A 16,022-nucleotide genomic window follows, 5' to 3' on the forward strand; every position below is an offset into this window, starting at 1 on the left:
CATCCCGGAATCCTGGGTGCGCTGCCGCAGGACTGGCAGTGTCAGAGTGTCCACGCTTGTCATGATCGGCGCACATTGTGTTCCGATTCGGTGCGGGAGAGATGCGCCGCGGCGCGGGTCACCGGTGCGATGCCACGATGACCGCCGTGCCCGCCTTGCGGTCGTGCCACGTCCGGGTCCCGCGCAGATCCAGCGACTCCACCGCGGACAGCACGAGCAGCACGAGCCCTCCCACCAGTAGAAGCGGGGCGAGCCACCCCGCAGACCCCGTGCCGACGCGCTCGCCGATGACGACCCACGGCTGTTGCCAGCCGAGGCCCGCCATCAGCGCCGGCTCCCGCCAGCCCAGACCGGTCAGCACGAGCACCACGCCCCCGCCTGGGAGGGCGGTCGTGATGAGCGTGCGGGCCAGCGCCCGTCTGAGGCTGAGGCCGGACGCGGGGCCCACCACCCGCAGACCTGTCAGGGCCTTGCCGAGGGTGTTCCAGCGCAGCAGCAGAGCGTCGTACGCGGCTGCGCCGAGCACCACCAGCACGGGTTCGTGGGCCAACGGCCACGCCACGACCAGCACCAGGAGCCAGTCGAGCAGGCGGGCGAGCAGCCGACGAACGAGCATGATTCACGCTATGCGGCAGAAGTCGGTCATAAGTGGCCAGTTCATGGCCAGTTAACGCACGAACTCAGCCACCCACCTGGGGTGATCGCGCCGGATCGAGCGCGCGGTCAGGCCGTCGCAGGCGAACGCCTCGATCTCCGACGGCGTGAGCGGCCAGGGCGGGCCGTCCGGGGCGGGGCCCTCGTCTCGCGCCACGGCGAGCACCAGCAGCGTCGACCCGGTCAGCCAGGCCACGCGTTCGATCGCCCGGGCGTGCAGGTCGACGGGAAGTGCCTGCACGGTCATGTTCTCCACGACCAGGTCGAACGCGTGGTGCCACTCGGCGGGCGGGTCGAGCAGGTCGGCGACGACGTACTCCACCTTCGACTCCGGGTAGCGCGCCCGGACGGTGGCGATGCCGGTGGGGGAGATGTCGAACGCGACCACGTCGTAGCCGAGGGAGGCGAGGAACTCCGCGTCGCGGCCGTAGCCGCAGCCCACGACCAGCGCGCGCCGACCGGCGCCGTCGGTACCGGAAGCCCACTCGACGAGGTGCGGTTGCGGATGGGGCTGGTCCCACGGGACGGAGGCCTTGCCGGCCTCGGCCTCCGCGTAGAGGTCTTCGAACCAGCCGGTCGGGTTGGCGGTCTGGAGTCGGCGGGCATCGTCATCAGCGGACATACCCCCAGTTCTACCGAGTCTGCGCCGAACCCACCTGTGAATTGAGTCCACGCTTGCGCAGCGCGATCAGTCGTCCGGTGAGCACGGCGAAGAACGCGAGGAACACCAGGGCCCCGTTGGCGCCGCGGCTGCGCGGATCGCCGGGGTCTGCGAACAGTTCGGTGGTGAACCCGAACAGCCACAGCGCGGACGCGCACCCGGTCAGGACGGCGAGCGCGTTGGTCGACAGTGCGATGAGGGTGCTCGGCGTCGCCTTGCCGAGAACGTGGTGGAGCAGGTGCACGACGCGCCGGCCGGACACCCCGGACCAGAAGACGATCACGGTGCCGCCCAGCACGAGGATCGCGACGTCGATGAGGCGCCGTACCGCGATGTTCGTTCCCGCCGCGACCGCGTCGGCGGCGGCGGCGATCGCGGTGGAGCAGATCAGCAACGGGAGCAGCGCCACGAACCACCTGCCGATGTGCGGCCAGACCCGCGAGGGCTGCCGGACGGGGCCGGGGTGAACGACGTAGGCGGTGGGCTGCGGAGCAGGCGTGGTCACGTTGTAGTAGTGCAGCCCGCCTTGGACCGATCCGGCCTGGAAGACCGGCCCGGTCGCGGTGCTGTTCTCGATGCTGTTCCGGACATCAGGCGACTGGTCCGGCGAGGGCGGTTGCGTCACGCGAGGTCCCCGTGCTCGTGGAGGGAAGCCGCAATCCTAGGGGACCAGCGTTTGCGGCGAAACGTTTGGCGACTCACGGGTCACCGGGCGGCGCGTGCCTGGTTCACGTAGTCCACCAGGCCGTCGTCCTCAGGCCACTCGATCTGCGTGCTGATCGCGGACCTGTTCTCCTCCCACGACCGCTGCGCCGCCGCCTGGATCGCCGGGTCGCCCCCGGTGAACTTCGCGCCGAGCGCGTCCCACCGCCGCGACAGCTCGGCGACGCGCGGGTCGGTGGCGGGCGTGCCGTCGGCCATGTGCCGGCGCAGCTGCCCGACCAGCTCCAGCCACGACGCCTTCAGGCCCTCGACGGCCTCCGTGCCCAGCTCGGCTGCCCTGGAGCGCAGGTCGGCCAGCTGGTCGGCGGTGAAGTAGCTCTCGTACACGGACATCAACTCCAAAGTGGACAGAAGTGACTCTGCGGTGTGCCCGTCGAGCAGCGCGGCGATCCGCGACCGCAGTGTCTCCACCTGCCGGGCCTGCGTGGTCAGAGCGGCGAGTTGCGCCTCGAAGATCGGGCGCAGCGAGTCCGATCGGGACAGTGCCGATCGGATTCTTTCCAGGGAAAGGCCTAGCTGCCGCAGCGATCTCACCTGATAGAGGTGGCGAACGTCCTCCGGGGTGTACCGACGGTGACCGGATGCCGTGCGCTCGGACGCGACGACAAGGCCGATCTCGTCTTAGTGGTAGAGCGTGCGGACGGTCAGCCCGCTTGCTTTGGCCAGGTCACCAATGCTTCAACGGGTCACACGACGACCGTAGGACCTCCCGTCGCGCGAGGTTCAAGTCCTCAACACCCGATCGAGCGGATCAACCGGCGAACCAAACCAGCCGATGAATACGAAGATCGGTCCCCCCAAAACCAGATTGAGGAAAACTGTGTCTCGTTCCGGACTGTTCCGTGCCGCCGCTCTGCTCGCCGCTGGTGCCGCCCCGCTGCTCGCGGGCTCGGCCAGCGCCGTCGAGGCGCCCGCCCTGGGCGGTGGCGTTCCCGAGGTCGGCGCGGACAAGCTGCTCGACGCCACGAAGCACGCCAACCCGCTCGACTCCGTGGGCGGGCTGCAGCTCGGCCACATCCAGGCGCCGGTCGCCGGCGACGTGCAGACCCCCGTCGCCCCCAGGGTTCCGGCCGCGCAGGAGCGCAGCGTGCCGAACCCGCTCGCGGCCGAGCTCGGCACCCTCCCGGCGCTGCCGAACGCCGAGGGGCTGGTCGGCAACGCGCAGGTCGGCGGCCTGAAGGCCCCGAGCCTCTCCGACCTGCCCACCAACGGCGTCGTGCCGAACCCGAACGTCCTGTCGGGCACGCTGCCGACGATCAACGGCTGAGTGTCACGCTGAAAATGGGCTCGTGCTCGTCACGGGCCCATTTCGTGCACCAACAGAGCTACGTACAGCGACAGCACTGATTCCGGGTCCTCCAGCGACACGCCCAGGACCTGCTCGATCCGCGCCAGCTGCTGGTAGTAGGCGGTGCGGGAGAGGTGGGCCGCCACCGCCGCCGCCGACTTGTTGCCGCCGTTCTCGCACAGGCACCGCAACAGCTCGACCAGCCGCGAACCCTGAGCGGAATCGCGCGCCAGCAACGGCCCCAGCTCGCGGTCCGCGAACGCCCGCACCCGCTCGTCCTCGCGCAGCAGGTGCAGCAGCCCTCGCAGCCGCACGTCGTCCAACCGGTGGTAGAGCTGGGATCCCGGTGCCCGCAACGCCGCACCGGCCACGTGGGCGGCCTCGCCCAGCGAGCGGCGAACGTCCGTTGTGGACGTCACGGTCGTGCCCACGGCGATCACCACGGTCGACGCCGCCGTGCGGTGGATCTCGCGCGCGACCTTGCGCAGGACCCCTTCCACCCCCACGGTCATCGGCACCGACAGCAGCGCGCGCACCGACGTGTCGTCCACGACGCCGACCAGCGCCGCGACGGTCACCCGCCGTCCCGCCAGCGCCGTCGCCTCCGCCAGATCGCGCAGGACCTCTTGTGTCGCAAGCGTTTGCCCGAGCTGCACGGACACGGGCCGGATCGCCACGCCGATCAGCTGCCGCCGTTCCAGCGGCACCCCCAGCGCCGCCGCGCGAGCGCCGAGATCGGGTGCCTGCGGGGACTGGCCGAGGAGCTGGGCCAGCAGAGTTCGGTGGGTCTGCCGTTCGAGCGACTCCCGGTCACGCGCCACGAGCCGGTGCACGGCGAGCGCGGAAGCCGCCCGCTCCGCGACGACCACGTGCCGGTGCGGCGGCGGCTCCGGCGACACCAGGACCAACCGTCCCCAGTCCGCGCCGCGTGCCCCGACGATCGTGATCAGCCAGCCGGACCCGGAGTGGTACGCGGTCCGCTCGGTCACCGTGACCGCCCGCGAGCGCGCCGCCCAGTCGTCGAGCAGCAGAACAGGATCGTGGCCCGCCGCGTCGTAGGCCAGCACGTCGTGGCCCAGCGTCTCCAGCACGACGGGCAGCCCGGACGTCCGCGCCACCTCGCGCAGCACCTCGGCGGGCTCGGCACCGGCCACGGTCAGCGCGGTGAACGTCTCGTGCACCTGTTCCGCGGCCCGCAGCTCGGCCAGCTGGGCGTCCACGATCAGGCCGACGACCGCCTCGGTCACGGCCACGTACTTCGTCTCCTCGGACAGCGTGACCAGCGGTAACCCGTGTCGTTCCGCCGCGGTGACCAGCGCCGCCGGCACATCGTCGCGCCAGCGCCGGCCCAGCTCGATGACCAGCCCTGCGCAGCCGACGGCAGCGAGCTCCTCGATGTACCGGGCGAGGCCGGACTCGGGCAGCATCACGCCGGTCGTGAGCACCAGCTCGCCTCCGCGCAGCAGTGGCGCGATGTCTGCGATCTCCGCCACATGCACCCAGCGGACCCGTCGCGACAGTCCGGCCGATCCAGCCACCAAGCGCGGCTTTCCCTGCCGGATCACCGGGAGAGCGACCACTTCGGCGACAGTCGGATACATGGACACAACGTAATGCCAACCAGCTGATCCGGGTACAGGTTGTGCATGGCGGCGAACCGGGCGCCACAGCAGACTCCGAGGACAGGCGTAAGACCCCTGGAGGACGTGATGGCCCACAAAGAGCTGCTGGCACGACACCGCGCGGTCATGCCGAAGTGGCTGGCCCTCTACTACGACGAGCCCATCGAGATCGCGAGCGCCAGCGGGCGCCGGGTGACCGACCGCGAGGGCACGACCTACCTGGACTTCTTCGCGGGCATCCTGACCAACGCCATCGGCTACGACGTCGCGGAGATCAGCGACGCGATCCGCTCCCAGCTCGACACCGGCGTGCTGCACAGCTCGACGCTGTACCTGATCAAGAACCAGATCGAGCTCGCCGAGAAGATCGCCGAGCTGTCGGGCATTCCCGACGCCAAGGTCTTCTTCACGAACTCGGGCACCGAGGCCAACGAGACCGCGCTGATGCTCGCCACGCAGGCCCGCCGCAGCGAACAGGTGCTGGCCCTGCGCAACAGCTACCACGGCCGGGCGTTCGCCACGATCGCCATCACGGGCAACCGCGGCTGGTCCGCGTCCGCGCTGTCACCGATCAAGGTCAGCTGGGTGCACGGCGGCTACCGCTACCGCAGCCCGTTCAAAGCGATGGACGACAAGGAGTACATCAAGGCCTGCGTCGACGACCTGCGCGAGATCATCGAGACCACCACGTCCGGCGACGTCGCGTGCATGATCGCCGAGCCGATCCAGGGCGTCGGCGGGTTCACCTCGCCGCCCGACGGCCTGTTCCGCGCGTTCATGGACGTCCTCGACGAGTACGGCATCCTCTTCATCTCCGACGAGGTGCAGACCGGCTGGGGCCGCACCGGCGAGCACTTCTGGGGCATCCAGGCGCACGACGTGGTGCCGGACGCGATGACGTTCGCCAAGGGTCTCGGCAACGGCCTTGCGATCGGCGGCGTCGTCGCCCGCGGCGACCTGATGGACGTGATCAACGCCAACTCGATCTCCACGTTCGGCGGCAACCCCGTCTCGACCGCGGGTGCGCTGGCCACCGTGAACTACCTGCTGGACCACGACCTGCAGGCCAACGCGGCCAAGCTCGGTTCGCGGCTGCTCGGCGGGTTGCGCGAGCTCGCGGAGAAGCACCCGGTCATCGGTGACGTGCGGGGCAAGGGCCTGATGATCGGCATCGAGTTCGTCGGGCCGGAGGGCGAGCCGAACCCCGGTGCCGCGACGACGGTGCTCAACGAGTCGAAGGCGCGCGGGCTGCTCGTCGGCAAGGGCGGCCTGTACGGCAACGTGATCCGGCTGGCGCCCCCGATGACGCTGACGGAGGACGAGGCCGAGGAGGCGCTGGGCGTCCTCGCTCAGGCGGTGGAGCGCGCATGATCAAGCACTGGATCAACGGCAAGCACTGGGAAGACGCCCCTGAACGCGCCGGTGACGTCTACGACCCCGCGACCGGCAAGGTGGCGAACCAGGTCGCGTTCGCCTCGGTGTCCGAAGTGGACGCCGCCGTCTCCGCGGCCGCGGAAGCGTTTGCGTCGTGGCGCAACGCCTCGCTGGCGCAGCGCTCGACGGTGATGTTCAAGTTCCGCGAGCTGCTGAACGCGCGCAAGGGTGATCTCGCCGCGATCGTCTCGGCGGAGCACGGCAAGGTGGTGTCGGACGCGGGCGGCGAGATCCAGCGCGCGCTGGAGTCCGTCGAGTACGCGTGCGGGATCCCGCAGCTGCTCAAGGGCGGGTTCAGCGAGAACGCCTCGACGCGCGTGGACGTCTACTCGATCCAGCAGCCGGTCGGCGTGGTCGGCGTGATCTCGCCGTTCAACTTCCCGGCGATGGTGCCGCTGTGGTTCGTGCCGACGGCGATCGCCTGCGGCAACGCGGTGGTGCTCAAGCCGTCGGAGAAGGACCCGTCTGCGTCGATCTTCATCGCCGAGCTGTTCGCGGAGGCCGGGCTGCCCGACGGCGTGCTGAACGTCGTGCACGGCGACAAGGTGGCCGTGGATCGGCTGCTGGAGCACCCGGTGGTGAAGGCGATCTCGTTCGTCGGTTCCACGCCGATCGCCCGATACGTCTACGAGACCGGCACCGCGCACGGCAAGCGCGTGCAGGCCCTGGGCGGCGCCAAGAACCACATGGTCGTGCTGCCCGACGCCGACCTCGACCTCGCCGCGGACGCCGCGGTGTCCGCCGGCTTCGGCTCGGCGGGGGAGCGGTGCATGGCCATCTCGGTGGTCGTGGCCGTCGGCCCGGTCGGCGACGAGCTGGTCTCCAAGATCAAGTCCAGGATCGCCGACGTGCAGGTGGGTTCCGGGCCGTCGTGCGAGATGGGCCCGCTCGTCACCGGCGCGCACCGGGACAAGGTCACGTCCTATTTGGACGCCGGCGTCGAGGCGGGCGCCTCGCTCGTCGTGGACGGCCGCAACCACCCGATCGACGGCGACGCGAGCGGGTTCTGGCTCGGGCCGACGCTGTTCGACCACGTCGGCACGGACATGACGATCTACACCGACGAGATCTTCGGGCCGGTGCTGTCGGTGGTGCGCTGCGACTCGTACGAGGAAGCCGTCGAGCTGGTGAACAGCAACCGGTACGGCAACGGCACCGCCATCTTCACCAATGACGGCGGTGCCGCCCGCCGGTTCCAGAACGAGATCGAGGTCGGCATGGTCGGCGTGAACGTGCCGATCCCCGTGCCGGTGGCCTACTACTCGTTCGGCGGCTGGAAGGAATCGCTGTTCGGCGACTCGCACGCGTACGGCCCGCACGGCGTGCACTTCTTCACCCGTTCCAAGGTGATCACCTCCCGCTGGCTGGACCCGTCGCACGGAGGCGTGAACCTGGGATTCCCGCAGAACACCTGAGGAACGGTGCAAGGATGGCCGCATGACCGTCCGGCACTCCTACGACGTCGTGGCTGCGCGGTACGCCGCCGAACTGGGTGACGAGCTCGCGGGCAAGCCGCTGGACCGTGCGCTGCTCGACGCACTCGCCGAGCTCGCGGACGGTCCGGTGCTCGACGTCGGCTGCGGACCGGGCCACGTCGCCGGGTACCTCGCCGGGCGCGTGCCCGTCGTCGGTGCCGACCTGTCACCGCAGATGTGCGCGCACGCCTCGGTTCCGGTGTGCGCGGGCGACATGAGGGCGCTGCCGTTCCGTTCCCACTCGGTGTCCGCGCTCGTCTGTCTGTACGCGGTGATCCACCTCGCCGCGGCGGAACGGGCGGCGGCCTACGCGGAGTTCGCCCGCGTGTTGCGACCAGGCGGGCACGCGCTGATCGCGTTTCACGTGCGTGACGCGGAAACGCAAGCGGGCGAGGAGAAAACGCTCACGCAGTGGTGGGGGAACGAGGTCGAGCTGACCTTCCGGTTCCTCGACCCGGACGCGGAGACACGCGCGTTGGCGGAGGCGGGCCTCACCGTGACGGCCCGCCTCGACCGCGCCCCCGATCCGCGGGTCGAGCACCCGAGTGATCGGTGCTACTTGCTCGCGCGGGCCGCCAGCGCCTCCGGCAACGGGTCGTAGCGGGAGAAGCGGCGCGTGAACGTGCCGGTGCCCGACGTCATCGCGCGCAGCTCGATCGCGTACCGGAGCAGCTCGGACGACGGCACCTCCGCCCTGATCACGGTCCGCCCGCCCTCGTCGGCCTCGGTGCCGAGCACCCGCCCACGCCGTCCGGACAGGTCGCCCAGCACGGTGCCCAGGTGCTCGTCCGGCAGCCGGATCGCGACCTCGTCCATCGGCTCCAGCAAGACGGTCCGCCCGTTGGCCGCGGCTTCCTTCAACGCCAGCGCGCCCGCGGTCTGGAACGCCGCGTCCGACGAGTCGACCGAGTGGGCCTTGCCGTCGACCAGGGTGACCCGGACGTCGACCACCGGTGTGCCGTCGTGCAGGCCCTTCTCCAGCTGGGCGCGCACGCCCTTCTCGACGGAGGGGATGAACTGGTTAGGGATCGCACCGCCGACGATCTTGTCGACGAACTCGAAGCCGGAGCCGCGGGGGAGGGGTTCGACGACGATGTCGCACACGGCGTACTGGCCGTGACCTCCAGATTGCTTGACGTGCCGACCGTGGCCTTTCGCCGGTCCCGCAAAGGTTTCCCGCAACGCCACGCGCACCGGTTCGGTGTCGATCTCCGCGCCGCCCGCCCGCAGCCTCGCCAGCACGACGTCGGCGTGCGCCTCGCCCATGCACCACAGCACCATCTGGTGCGTCTCGGCGTTGCGGTCCAGGCGCAGCGTCGGGTCGCTCGCGACCAGGCGGTTGAGGTTGCGGGCCAGGTTGTCCTCGTCGCTGCGGGTGCGCGGGACGACCGCGACGGGCAGCAGGGGCTCCGGCATGTCCCACGGGGCCATCAGGAGGGGTTTCTCGGGGGCGGAGACGGTGTCGCCGGTTTCGGCGGTGGTCAGCTTCGTCAACGCGCACAGGTCGCCGGCCACGCAGTAGGGGACCTCGCGGAGGTTGGCGCCCAGCGGCGAGTAGATGTGGGCCACGCGTTCGTCGGCGTCGTGGTCCTCGTGACCCCGGTCGGACATGCCGTGGCCGGACACGTGCACCGGGCGTTCCGGGCGCAGCGTGCCGGAGAAGACGCGGACCAGGGACACGCGGCCCACGTAGGAGTCGACCGCTGTGCGGACGACCTCGGCGACCAGCGGACCGGCCGGGTCGGCGGCCATGCGGGGCTGGGGGATGCCGTCCACCGATGTCACGGAGGGGACTTCGTGCTCCAGCGGGGAGGGGAACGCGCGCGCGATGCCGTCCAGCAGTTCGGTGAGGCCCATGCCCGTCGCGGCGCAGACCGGCATCACCGGGTGGAAGGAGCCGCGTGCGACAGCGGTCTCCAGGTCGGCGATGAGGGTGTCCTGGTCGATGTCCTCGCCCGCCAGGTAGCGGTCCATGAGGGTCTCGTCCTCGCTCTCGGCGATGATGCCCTCGATCAGCGCCGCCCGTTCGTCCGGGTAGTTGTCGCCCTGGGTGAGGAGACCGACGAGCTGGTCGCCCTCCTGCATGTACAGCGGCACGACTCCAGCTCCGAACGCGGCCTGGCAGGCCATGATCTCGTTCATCACGTCGGCGCGGTGGTGGTCGGTGCGGGTGATGATCACGGCGCGGGGCATGCTCACCTGGGCGCACTCTTCCCACAGCGCGATGGTGGCCGCGTCCACGCCCTCGAAGGCGTTGACAACAAAAAGGGCCGCGTCCGCGGCCCGTAGTCCTGCCCTCAGTTCGCCCACGAAGTCGACGTATCCGGGGGTGTCGATGAGATTGATCTTGATGTCGCCGTGCTGGATCGGGGCTACTGCGAGGCCTACCGATCGTTGTTGTCGGACCGCCGCCGGATCGTGGTCGCAGACGGTCGTGCCCTCGGTGACCGATCCCGCTCGGGTCAGGACGCCGGTGGCGGCTAGCAGGGCTTCGGTGAGCGTCGTCTTGCCCGCGCCGGACGGGCCGACGAGCACGACGTTGCGGACCTTGGCCGGGTCGTCCACAGCGACCGCGCCTGCCGGTGTCCCGTTGTCGGAGTGCTTGCTTCCCATTGCTACCTCCGTCAAGTCGTAGTGTTCGATCTCACACCCGTTCACCTCCCGGTACAAGTGGGAGACCCCGACTGGACGCGGCCACGTTCACGAGGCCGTTTTGACGAAGGTGCGAGTGACAGGGCTCACGACCTGCGGTTGATCGCGAAGTGGCCTTCTGATTCCGGGCTCCAGTGGCTTGGGTGAGGGGGCCACACCAGACGTAGGATGGGTTCACCGAAACTTCCCCTCGTGAAAGGTTGGCCCGTGAGCACTGATCAGGTCACTGGCACCGCCCGCGTCAAGCGAGGCATGGCAGAGATGCTCAAGGGCGGCGTGATCATGGACGTGGTCGACGCCACTCAGGCGAAGATCGCGGAGGACGCCGGCGCCGTCGCCGTCATGGCGCTCGAGCGCGTGCCCGCCGACATCCGCGCGCAGGGCGGCGTCGCCCGCATGAGCGACCCCGACCTGATCGACGGGATCATCAACGCCGTCTCCATCCCCGTGATGGCCAAGGCCCGCATCGGCCACTTCGTCGAGGCCCAGGTCCTCGCCTCGCTGGGCGTGGACTACATCGACGAGTCCGAGGTGCTGACCCCGGCCGACTACGCCAACCACATCGACAAGTGGGCGTTCACCGTGCCTTTCGTGTGCGGTGCGACGAACCTCGGCGAGGCCCTGCGCCGCATCACCGAGGGCGCGGCGATGATCCGCTCCAAGGGCGAGGCCGGCACCGGTGACGTCTCCAACGCCACCACGCACATGCGCAAGATCCGCCAGGAGATCCGCCGCCTGCAGAACCTCCCCGAGGACGAGCTGTACGTCGCCGCCAAGGAGCTCCAGGCGCCGTACGAGCTGGTCAAGGAGGTCGCGCAGAACGGCAAGCTCCCGGTGGTGCTCTTCACCGCCGGTGGCATCGCGACCCCGGCCGACGCCGCGATGATGATGCAGCTCGGCGCCGAGGGCGTGTTCGTCGGTTCCGGCATCTTCAAGTCCGGCAACCCGGCCCAGCGCGCCGAGGCCATCGTGAAGGCCACGACCTTCTACGACGACCCGGACGTCATCGCCAAGGTCTCGCGCGGCCTGGGTGAGGCCATGGTCGGCATCAACGTCGACGACATCCCCGAGCCGCACCGCCTGGCCGAGCGCGGCTGGTAACTCCCTTTTCTGCAACGAAAGGCGCATCGCGTTCGCGCGGTGCGCCTTTCGTCGTCCTATGTGGACAGCAAGAAGATCGCGGCGCCCAGCAGCAACGCGAACACCGCGAGCACGACGACGAGCGTCACGCCCGCGCCCGCCTGTCGGGGTGCCACGGGGATGGCCGGCTCCGGCACCTCGTAGCTGCCGATCGGCCGGGTGGCGCCGGTGGGCGGTGGCGGTTGCTCAGGGCCCTGGGAGAAGGCGGAGAACGGATCCGCGTGCTGCGCGTACAGGTCGCGCTCGTGGAACGGCTCGTTCGGTGGTTTGGTCATCATGTCCCCCCAGACTCGATGGTTCGAGCGTAACCGGAGACGTGTTCTCCCGGCGCGGGAGTTGTTCTGCTGTCATGATCGGCACATGTCCGGGGGAGTTCGCGCGCTTGCGCTGGTCGTGGCGTTGCTGGCGACCGTGACGGCATGTGGGCGCAGCAGCGAGGAGATCGCGAGGTTGCGCCAGGCGGTCGAGGCCGAGATGGCCAATGCACCGTTGCCGCCGGGAGCCCAGCTTCTGCACGGGCGGTTCGACAAGGGCTGCCGCGACTTCTGGGAGTGCGCCGACGGCCCGGACCGGCCCGCGGTCTACGAGGCCGATCTCTACCTGGGCAGGCCGCTCTCCGGTCCGGCGAGCATGTGCGCCTACTTCGTCACGATGCTGCGCCAGGCCGGCTTCCAGCTGTTCGGGAGGTGGGACAACGCGTGGTTCGCGATCAGCGCGGGTGACTGCGCCGCCGGGCATCCCGGCAACGGCGTCGTGATGAGGAACAACGGCAGCCCGTTCAGCGACAAGGCGACGCTCGAGTTCACGCTGCTCGACGGAGGCAGGGTGGCGCCGAGGTACGAGCTCACCTACCGGCGTCCCGTCGAGGTGGAGCGGTCCGACGTCCGCCTGACGCGTTCGATGATCGCGCACCTCCGCAACGAGCTCGATCGCGAGTTCGTGCTGGCGGCCGACCCCGTGGCCGACGGGATCGCCGCCAGCCGCACCACGGGCCGTCAGTGGACGGTGGATCCGAGCACGACCTCGTTGCGGTTCGAGGTCACGTGCGACCAGCAGCGCGAGGTCGAGCTGACGGCCAGGGATCCCGTCATCATCGGTCAGGACATCCGCACGGGGCAGCGCACCGTGCCGTGCACCGGCGCCGCCACCGTGATCGACATTCCGGTGTCCCTCAAGGGGGACAAGGCATTCGTCGCTGTCAGCGCGGAACAGCCGTACCTGGTCAGGTTCGTCTCGGCCAGCTGACCCGGTCAGGACATCGGGTACAGCTCGACCTCGGCCTTGTGCCCGGACGCGCCCGCGAGCCGGGCGTCGCAGGTGACGAGCGGCACGTCCAGTTCCTCGGCGAGCGCGAGGTAGAGCGCGTCGTAGGCCGAGGCCACGTGCCGCAGCTCCCACGCCCTCCTGGCCAGCGGAACGTGGTCGATCAACGCGATCGGCACGTCGAGCAGGTTGTCCAGGGCTTCCTCCGCCTGCTCGTCGGTGATCAAGCCCTGACGCACGAGTTTGCGCAGCACGTGCAACGACTCCGCGGTCAGCAGCTGCGGTGCTGCCGAGGTGCTCGTGAGGAGTCGTTGCACGAGCTTGTGGCCGGGGTCCGCGCCGATCAGGAACTCCATCAGCGCGGACGTGTCCACGACGGCGGTGAAGCTCACTCGTCGTCCTCGCGGAGGTCGCGAACAGCGCTCACGATGGTGGCGCGGTCGACGCCCCAGTCCCGCCGGCGTGACCGCTCGTACAGCTCGGTCATCGTCGGCTTCCTGGCCAGCTCGACCAGGTGGTTGCGCAGGTACGTGGTCAACGACAACCCGGCCTTGGCGGCCCGTGCCTGGAGGACGTCCACGACGTCGCCGGGCACCTCGCGGATCTGCACCGCGCGGTACGGCAGGTCGCTCGGCTCACCCATGCGCACCACGTTACCTTCGATGCGTGCAATCTGCATGCACTCATCGTCGCCGTGCTTGCTCTCCTGGGCAATCACATGATCGTATGGTCCGAAACCTTCGCTGTGAGGCCCGCGAGGGCGGCGGGCAGCGGTTCGTGATGCAGCACGCCGAGCCGTTGCGTGGCACGGGTCAGCGCCACGTACAGCTCGGCCGCGCCACGCGGCCCGTCGGCCAGGATCCGCTCCGGCGCGACGACGAGCACCGAGTCGAACTCCAGGCCCTTGGTCTCGGAGGCGGGCACCGTGCCGGGCACGCCGGGTGGCCCGATCACGACGCTGGTGCCTTCCTCCGACGCCTCGGCGAGCACGAACTCGTCGATCGCCGCGGGCAGCTCGGCGGCGGTAACCTGCCGGGCCCACGGCTGAACACCGTTGGCACGAACGGATTCCGGTGCCCGCACGTCCGGCGCGAACTCGGCGAGCACCTGCGCGGCGACCGCCATGATCTCGGCGGGCGTGCGGTAGTTGACCGTCAGCGACCGGTACTCCCAGCGGCCCGGCACGTACGGGTCGAGCATCTCGCCCCACGACGTGGCGCCCGCCGGCGAACGGCGCTGGGCCAGGTCGCCCACCACCGTGAACGAACGGCCGGGGCAGCGCCGCATCAGCACGCGCCAGTCCATTTCGGACAGTTCCTGGGCCTCGTCGACCACCACGTGCCGGTAGGTCCAGCCGCGGTCGGCGGAGGCGCGTTCGACGAGGGTGCGGGTGTCGTGCTCGTCGAAGCGATCGGCCAGGTCCTCCGCGAACATCAGGTCCGTGGCGAACAGGTGGTCCTCGTCGTCCATGTGGTCCTGGCGGCCGACGAGGCTGTCCAGCACCTCGGCGGCGTACCGGGCCTCTGCCTGCCGTTCGGCCGTGGCGGCCTGGGCGGCGGCCTGCTCGGTGCCGTCGCGGCCCAGCAGTTCGTGCAGCTCGTCGAGCAGCGGCACGTCCGGCACCGTCCACGCCTCGCCGTCGGTGCGGTACAGCGACGGGTCGGCGCCGGCCGCCGCAAGGCGTTCGGGAGACGAGTAGAGCGAGGCCAGCAGCTGCCGAGGGGTCAGCACGGGCCACATCTCGTCCAGCGCCGAGGCGAACGCCTCGTCGTCCGCGAGCTCCTTGACCAGGCCGGACCGCATGTCCTCCCAGCCCTGGCGGTCGGACCGGGACAGCCAGCCCTTGCCGATCCGGCCGAGCGCTCGTTCGGTCAGGACGTACGTGATGATCTCGGTGAACACCTTGCGGGCCTCGTTGTGCGGCAGGCCGCTGTCGCGCGCCTCCTGCCGCGCCCACTCGGCGACGTCGGCGTTGATCTGGACCACGACGTCCTTCATCGTGATCGGGATCGGCGAGGACGGCAGCCGCTGCCGGTCGGCCACCGCCGACTTCAGCACGTCCACCATCTTCAGCGAGCCCTTGAGCCGCGTGACGTCCGGCGGGTCCTCCAGGACCGCGTCGAGCCCCGGCAGCAGACCGCCCGCGGTGGCGAACACCACGTCGGACTCGCCGAGCGACGGCAGCACGCGGCCGATGTGGTTGAGGAACGCGGGATTCGGGCCGACGACGAGGACGCCGTGCCGTTCCATGCGCTCTCGTTGCGTGTACATCAGATAGGCGACGCGGTGCAGCGCCACGACGGTCTTGCCGGTGCCGGGGCCGCCCTCGATCACCAGCACACCGGGGTGGTCGAGCCGGATGATCGCGTCCTGCTCGGCCTGGATGGTCGCCACGATGTCGCGCATGCCCTCGCCGCGCGGCGCGTTCAACGCCGCGAGCAGCGCCACGTCCCCGCGCTCCTCGCCGAGCTTGCCGAACACCTCGTCGGTGAAACCGGTCACGGCACGGCGGCGGGCGTGGAACTGGCGGCGCCTGCTCATGCCCTCCGGCTGCGCGCCGGTGGCGGTGTAGAACGGTCGCGCGGCCGGTGCACGCCAGTCGAGCAGCACCGGTTCGAACTCGTTGTCCTCGTCGAACAGGCCGATCCTGCCGATGTAGGACGTCTCGCCGTCGAGGCTGTCCAGCCGTCCGAAGCACAGCCCGTAGTCGGCCACGTTCAGCCGCTTCATCTCGCGGTGCCGGGCCCGCACCTCGTTGTCCCGCTCCATGACGGTCTCGCCGGTGCCACCCAGCGCTGACTGGTACGCGGCTTTCACCCGCGCCCGTTCGGCATCGAGCCGTGCGTAGAGACCGGCGACGTAGTCGCGTTCGGACCGCAGTTCTTCTTCGTACCCCACGTGCTCCCCACAGCGCCTGTGAACTGGCATAGGGCGATGAGTCTGAGGCACGCACCGGGCCTTGTGGCAAGGCCCCCCGCCTGCTATACGTTCAAGTGGGAAGGAGCGGAGATCCGCTCCTTTTTGTTTTCCAGGTCCCCCGGTGCGTGTGGAGCGCGTGTAGAGGCCGTGTAGCCCGTCTCCCCAGGCTGAGCGTCATCCACTCGACAGGG

16 protein-coding genes are annotated in these 16,022 nt (G+C 70.0%); 6 read left to right on the top strand and 10 right to left on the bottom strand.

Annotated features, from left to right (window positions below):
* Positions 1-118: 118 nt before the first annotated feature.
* The 4 genes from ABFX45_RS26310 to ABFX45_RS26325 form a co-directional block, all read right to left on the bottom strand.
* Positions 119-616 (bottom strand): RDD family protein, encoded by a 498-nt coding sequence (locus ABFX45_RS26310; protein WP_346132595.1) that lies wholly within the window; start codon positions 614-616, stop codon positions 119-121.
* Positions 617-667: 51 nt separating this feature from the next.
* Positions 668-1,276 (bottom strand): class I SAM-dependent methyltransferase, encoded by a 609-nt coding sequence (locus ABFX45_RS26315; protein WP_112231573.1) that lies wholly within the window; start codon positions 1,274-1,276, stop codon positions 668-670.
* Between the two features lie 10 nt (positions 1,277-1,286).
* Positions 1,287-1,940 (bottom strand): hypothetical protein, encoded by a 654-nt coding sequence (locus ABFX45_RS26320; protein ID WP_346132597.1) that lies wholly within the window; start codon positions 1,938-1,940, stop codon positions 1,287-1,289.
* 80 nt (positions 1,941-2,020) lie between these two features.
* The gene (locus ABFX45_RS26325; RefSeq protein WP_346132745.1) at positions 2,021-2,653 is read right to left on the bottom strand and encodes a MerR family transcriptional regulator; all 633 of its coding nucleotides are present in this window, start codon (positions 2,651-2,653) and stop codon (positions 2,021-2,023) included.
* Between the two features lie 205 nt (positions 2,654-2,858).
* Between ABFX45_RS26325 and ABFX45_RS26330 the strand changes: the two genes are divergently transcribed.
* Positions 2,859-3,305, top strand: coding sequence for a hypothetical protein (locus ABFX45_RS26330; protein ID WP_112231577.1), 447 nt, complete (start codon positions 2,859-2,861; stop codon positions 3,303-3,305).
* Positions 3,306-3,334: 29 nt separating this feature from the next.
* Here the strand turns inward: ABFX45_RS26330 and ABFX45_RS26335 are convergent, their stop codons facing one another.
* Positions 3,335-4,927 (bottom strand): PucR family transcriptional regulator, encoded by a 1,593-nt coding sequence (locus ABFX45_RS26335; RefSeq protein ID WP_346132599.1) that lies wholly within the window; start codon positions 4,925-4,927, stop codon positions 3,335-3,337.
* Positions 4,928-5,035: 108 nt separating this feature from the next.
* Between ABFX45_RS26335 and ABFX45_RS26340 the strand changes: the two genes are divergently transcribed.
* The 3 genes from ABFX45_RS26340 to ABFX45_RS26350 are packed head-to-tail and all read left to right on the top strand — an operon-like array spanning position 5,036 to position 8,458.
* Positions 5,036-6,319, top strand: a complete 1,284-nt coding sequence (locus tag ABFX45_RS26340) for an aspartate aminotransferase family protein (RefSeq protein ID WP_346132601.1) — start codon at positions 5,036-5,038, stop codon at positions 6,317-6,319.
* Positions 6,316-7,797 (top strand): CoA-acylating methylmalonate-semialdehyde dehydrogenase, encoded by a 1,482-nt coding sequence (locus ABFX45_RS26345; RefSeq protein WP_346132603.1) that lies wholly within the window; start codon positions 6,316-6,318, stop codon positions 7,795-7,797. Before ABFX45_RS26340 ends, ABFX45_RS26345 begins: the two co-directional genes overlap by 4 nt.
* A 22-nt stretch (positions 7,798-7,819) precedes the next feature.
* Positions 7,820-8,458: a class I SAM-dependent methyltransferase gene (locus ABFX45_RS26350; protein WP_346132604.1), complete on the top strand. Its 639-nt coding sequence runs from the start codon at positions 7,820-7,822 to the stop codon at positions 8,456-8,458.
* Here ABFX45_RS26350 and ABFX45_RS26355 read toward each other — a convergent pair.
* Positions 8,413-10,470, bottom strand: coding sequence for an elongation factor G-like protein EF-G2 (locus ABFX45_RS26355; RefSeq protein ID WP_109637979.1), 2,058 nt, complete (start codon positions 10,468-10,470; stop codon positions 8,413-8,415). The genes ABFX45_RS26350 and ABFX45_RS26355 overlap by 46 nt on opposite strands.
* Before the next feature lie 207 nt (positions 10,471-10,677).
* Between ABFX45_RS26355 and pdxS the strand changes: the two genes are divergently transcribed.
* Entirely contained in the window at positions 10,678-11,610 is a 933-nt protein-coding gene (gene pdxS / locus ABFX45_RS26360) for a pyridoxal 5'-phosphate synthase lyase subunit PdxS (RefSeq protein ID WP_109637819.1), read from the top strand.
* Positions 11,611-11,666: 56 nt separating this feature from the next.
* Here pdxS and ABFX45_RS26365 read toward each other — a convergent pair whose 3' ends face one another.
* On the bottom strand, positions 11,667-11,927 hold the full coding sequence (locus ABFX45_RS26365; protein WP_346132607.1) for a hypothetical protein: 261 nt from the start codon (positions 11,925-11,927) through the stop codon (positions 11,667-11,669).
* Between the two features lie 82 nt (positions 11,928-12,009).
* Between ABFX45_RS26365 and ABFX45_RS26370 the strand changes: the two genes are divergently transcribed.
* Positions 12,010-12,894, top strand: coding sequence for a hypothetical protein (locus ABFX45_RS26370; RefSeq protein ID WP_346132609.1), 885 nt, complete (start codon positions 12,010-12,012; stop codon positions 12,892-12,894).
* 5 nt (positions 12,895-12,899) lie between these two features.
* Here the strand turns inward: ABFX45_RS26370 and ABFX45_RS26375 are convergent, their stop codons facing one another.
* Genes ABFX45_RS26375 through helR form a run of 3 tightly spaced genes read right to left on the bottom strand, consistent with a single transcriptional unit; the run spans position 12,900 to position 15,810 of the window.
* Positions 12,900-13,304, bottom strand: coding sequence for a type II toxin-antitoxin system VapC family toxin (locus tag ABFX45_RS26375; RefSeq protein WP_109637822.1), 405 nt, complete (start codon positions 13,302-13,304; stop codon positions 12,900-12,902).
* The gene (locus tag ABFX45_RS26380) at positions 13,301-13,591 is read right to left on the bottom strand and encodes a hypothetical protein (RefSeq protein WP_146231605.1); all 291 of its coding nucleotides are present in this window, start codon (positions 13,589-13,591) and stop codon (positions 13,301-13,303) included. Before ABFX45_RS26380 ends, ABFX45_RS26375 begins: the two co-directional genes overlap by 4 nt.
* Positions 13,592-13,626: 35 nt before the next feature.
* Positions 13,627-15,810 carry an RNA polymerase recycling motor ATPase HelR gene (helR, locus tag ABFX45_RS26385; RefSeq protein WP_428834190.1) on the bottom strand — a complete coding sequence of 728 codons (2,184 nt, stop codon included), beginning with the start codon at positions 15,808-15,810 and terminating at the stop codon, positions 13,627-13,629.
* Positions 15,811-16,022: the final 212 nt, after the last annotated feature.

It is taken from the genome of Lentzea roselyniae, from assembly GCF_039537795.1.
Taxonomy (GTDB): Bacteria; Actinomycetota; Actinomycetes; order Mycobacteriales; family Pseudonocardiaceae; genus Lentzea; species Lentzea atacamensis.

Bases quoted from the DNA above. Each gene is read 5' to 3' on its own strand.
- ABFX45_RS26350 (WP_346132604.1), top strand. From the start codon at position 7,820: ATGACCGTCCGGCACTCCTACGACGTCGTGGCTGCGCGGTACGCCGCC.
- pdxS (WP_109637819.1), top strand. From the start codon at position 10,678: ATGGGTTCACCGAAACTTCCCCTCGTGAAAGGTTGGCCCGTGAGCACT.
- ABFX45_RS26355 (WP_109637979.1), bottom strand. From the start codon at position 10,470: ATGGGAAGCAAGCACTCCGACAACGGGACACCGGCAGGCGCGGTCGCT.
- ABFX45_RS26380 (WP_146231605.1), bottom strand. From the start codon at position 13,591: ATGCAGATTGCACGCATCGAAGGTAACGTGGTGCGCATGGGTGAGCCG.
- ABFX45_RS26340 (WP_346132601.1), top strand. From the start codon at position 5,036: ATGGCCCACAAAGAGCTGCTGGCACGACACCGCGCGGTCATGCCGAAG.
- ABFX45_RS26315 (WP_112231573.1), bottom strand. From the start codon at position 1,276: ATGTCCGCTGATGACGATGCCCGCCGACTCCAGACCGCCAACCCGACC.
- ABFX45_RS26365 (WP_346132607.1), bottom strand. From the start codon at position 11,927: ATGATGACCAAACCACCGAACGAGCCGTTCCACGAGCGCGACCTGTAC.
- ABFX45_RS26335 (WP_346132599.1), bottom strand. From the start codon at position 4,927: ATGTATCCGACTGTCGCCGAAGTGGTCGCTCTCCCGGTGATCCGGCAG.
- ABFX45_RS26345 (WP_346132603.1), top strand. From the start codon at position 6,316: ATGATCAAGCACTGGATCAACGGCAAGCACTGGGAAGACGCCCCTGAA.
- ABFX45_RS26310 (WP_346132595.1), bottom strand. From the start codon at position 616: ATGCTCGTTCGTCGGCTGCTCGCCCGCCTGCTCGACTGGCTCCTGGTG.
- ABFX45_RS26370 (WP_346132609.1), top strand. From the start codon at position 12,010: ATGTCCGGGGGAGTTCGCGCGCTTGCGCTGGTCGTGGCGTTGCTGGCG.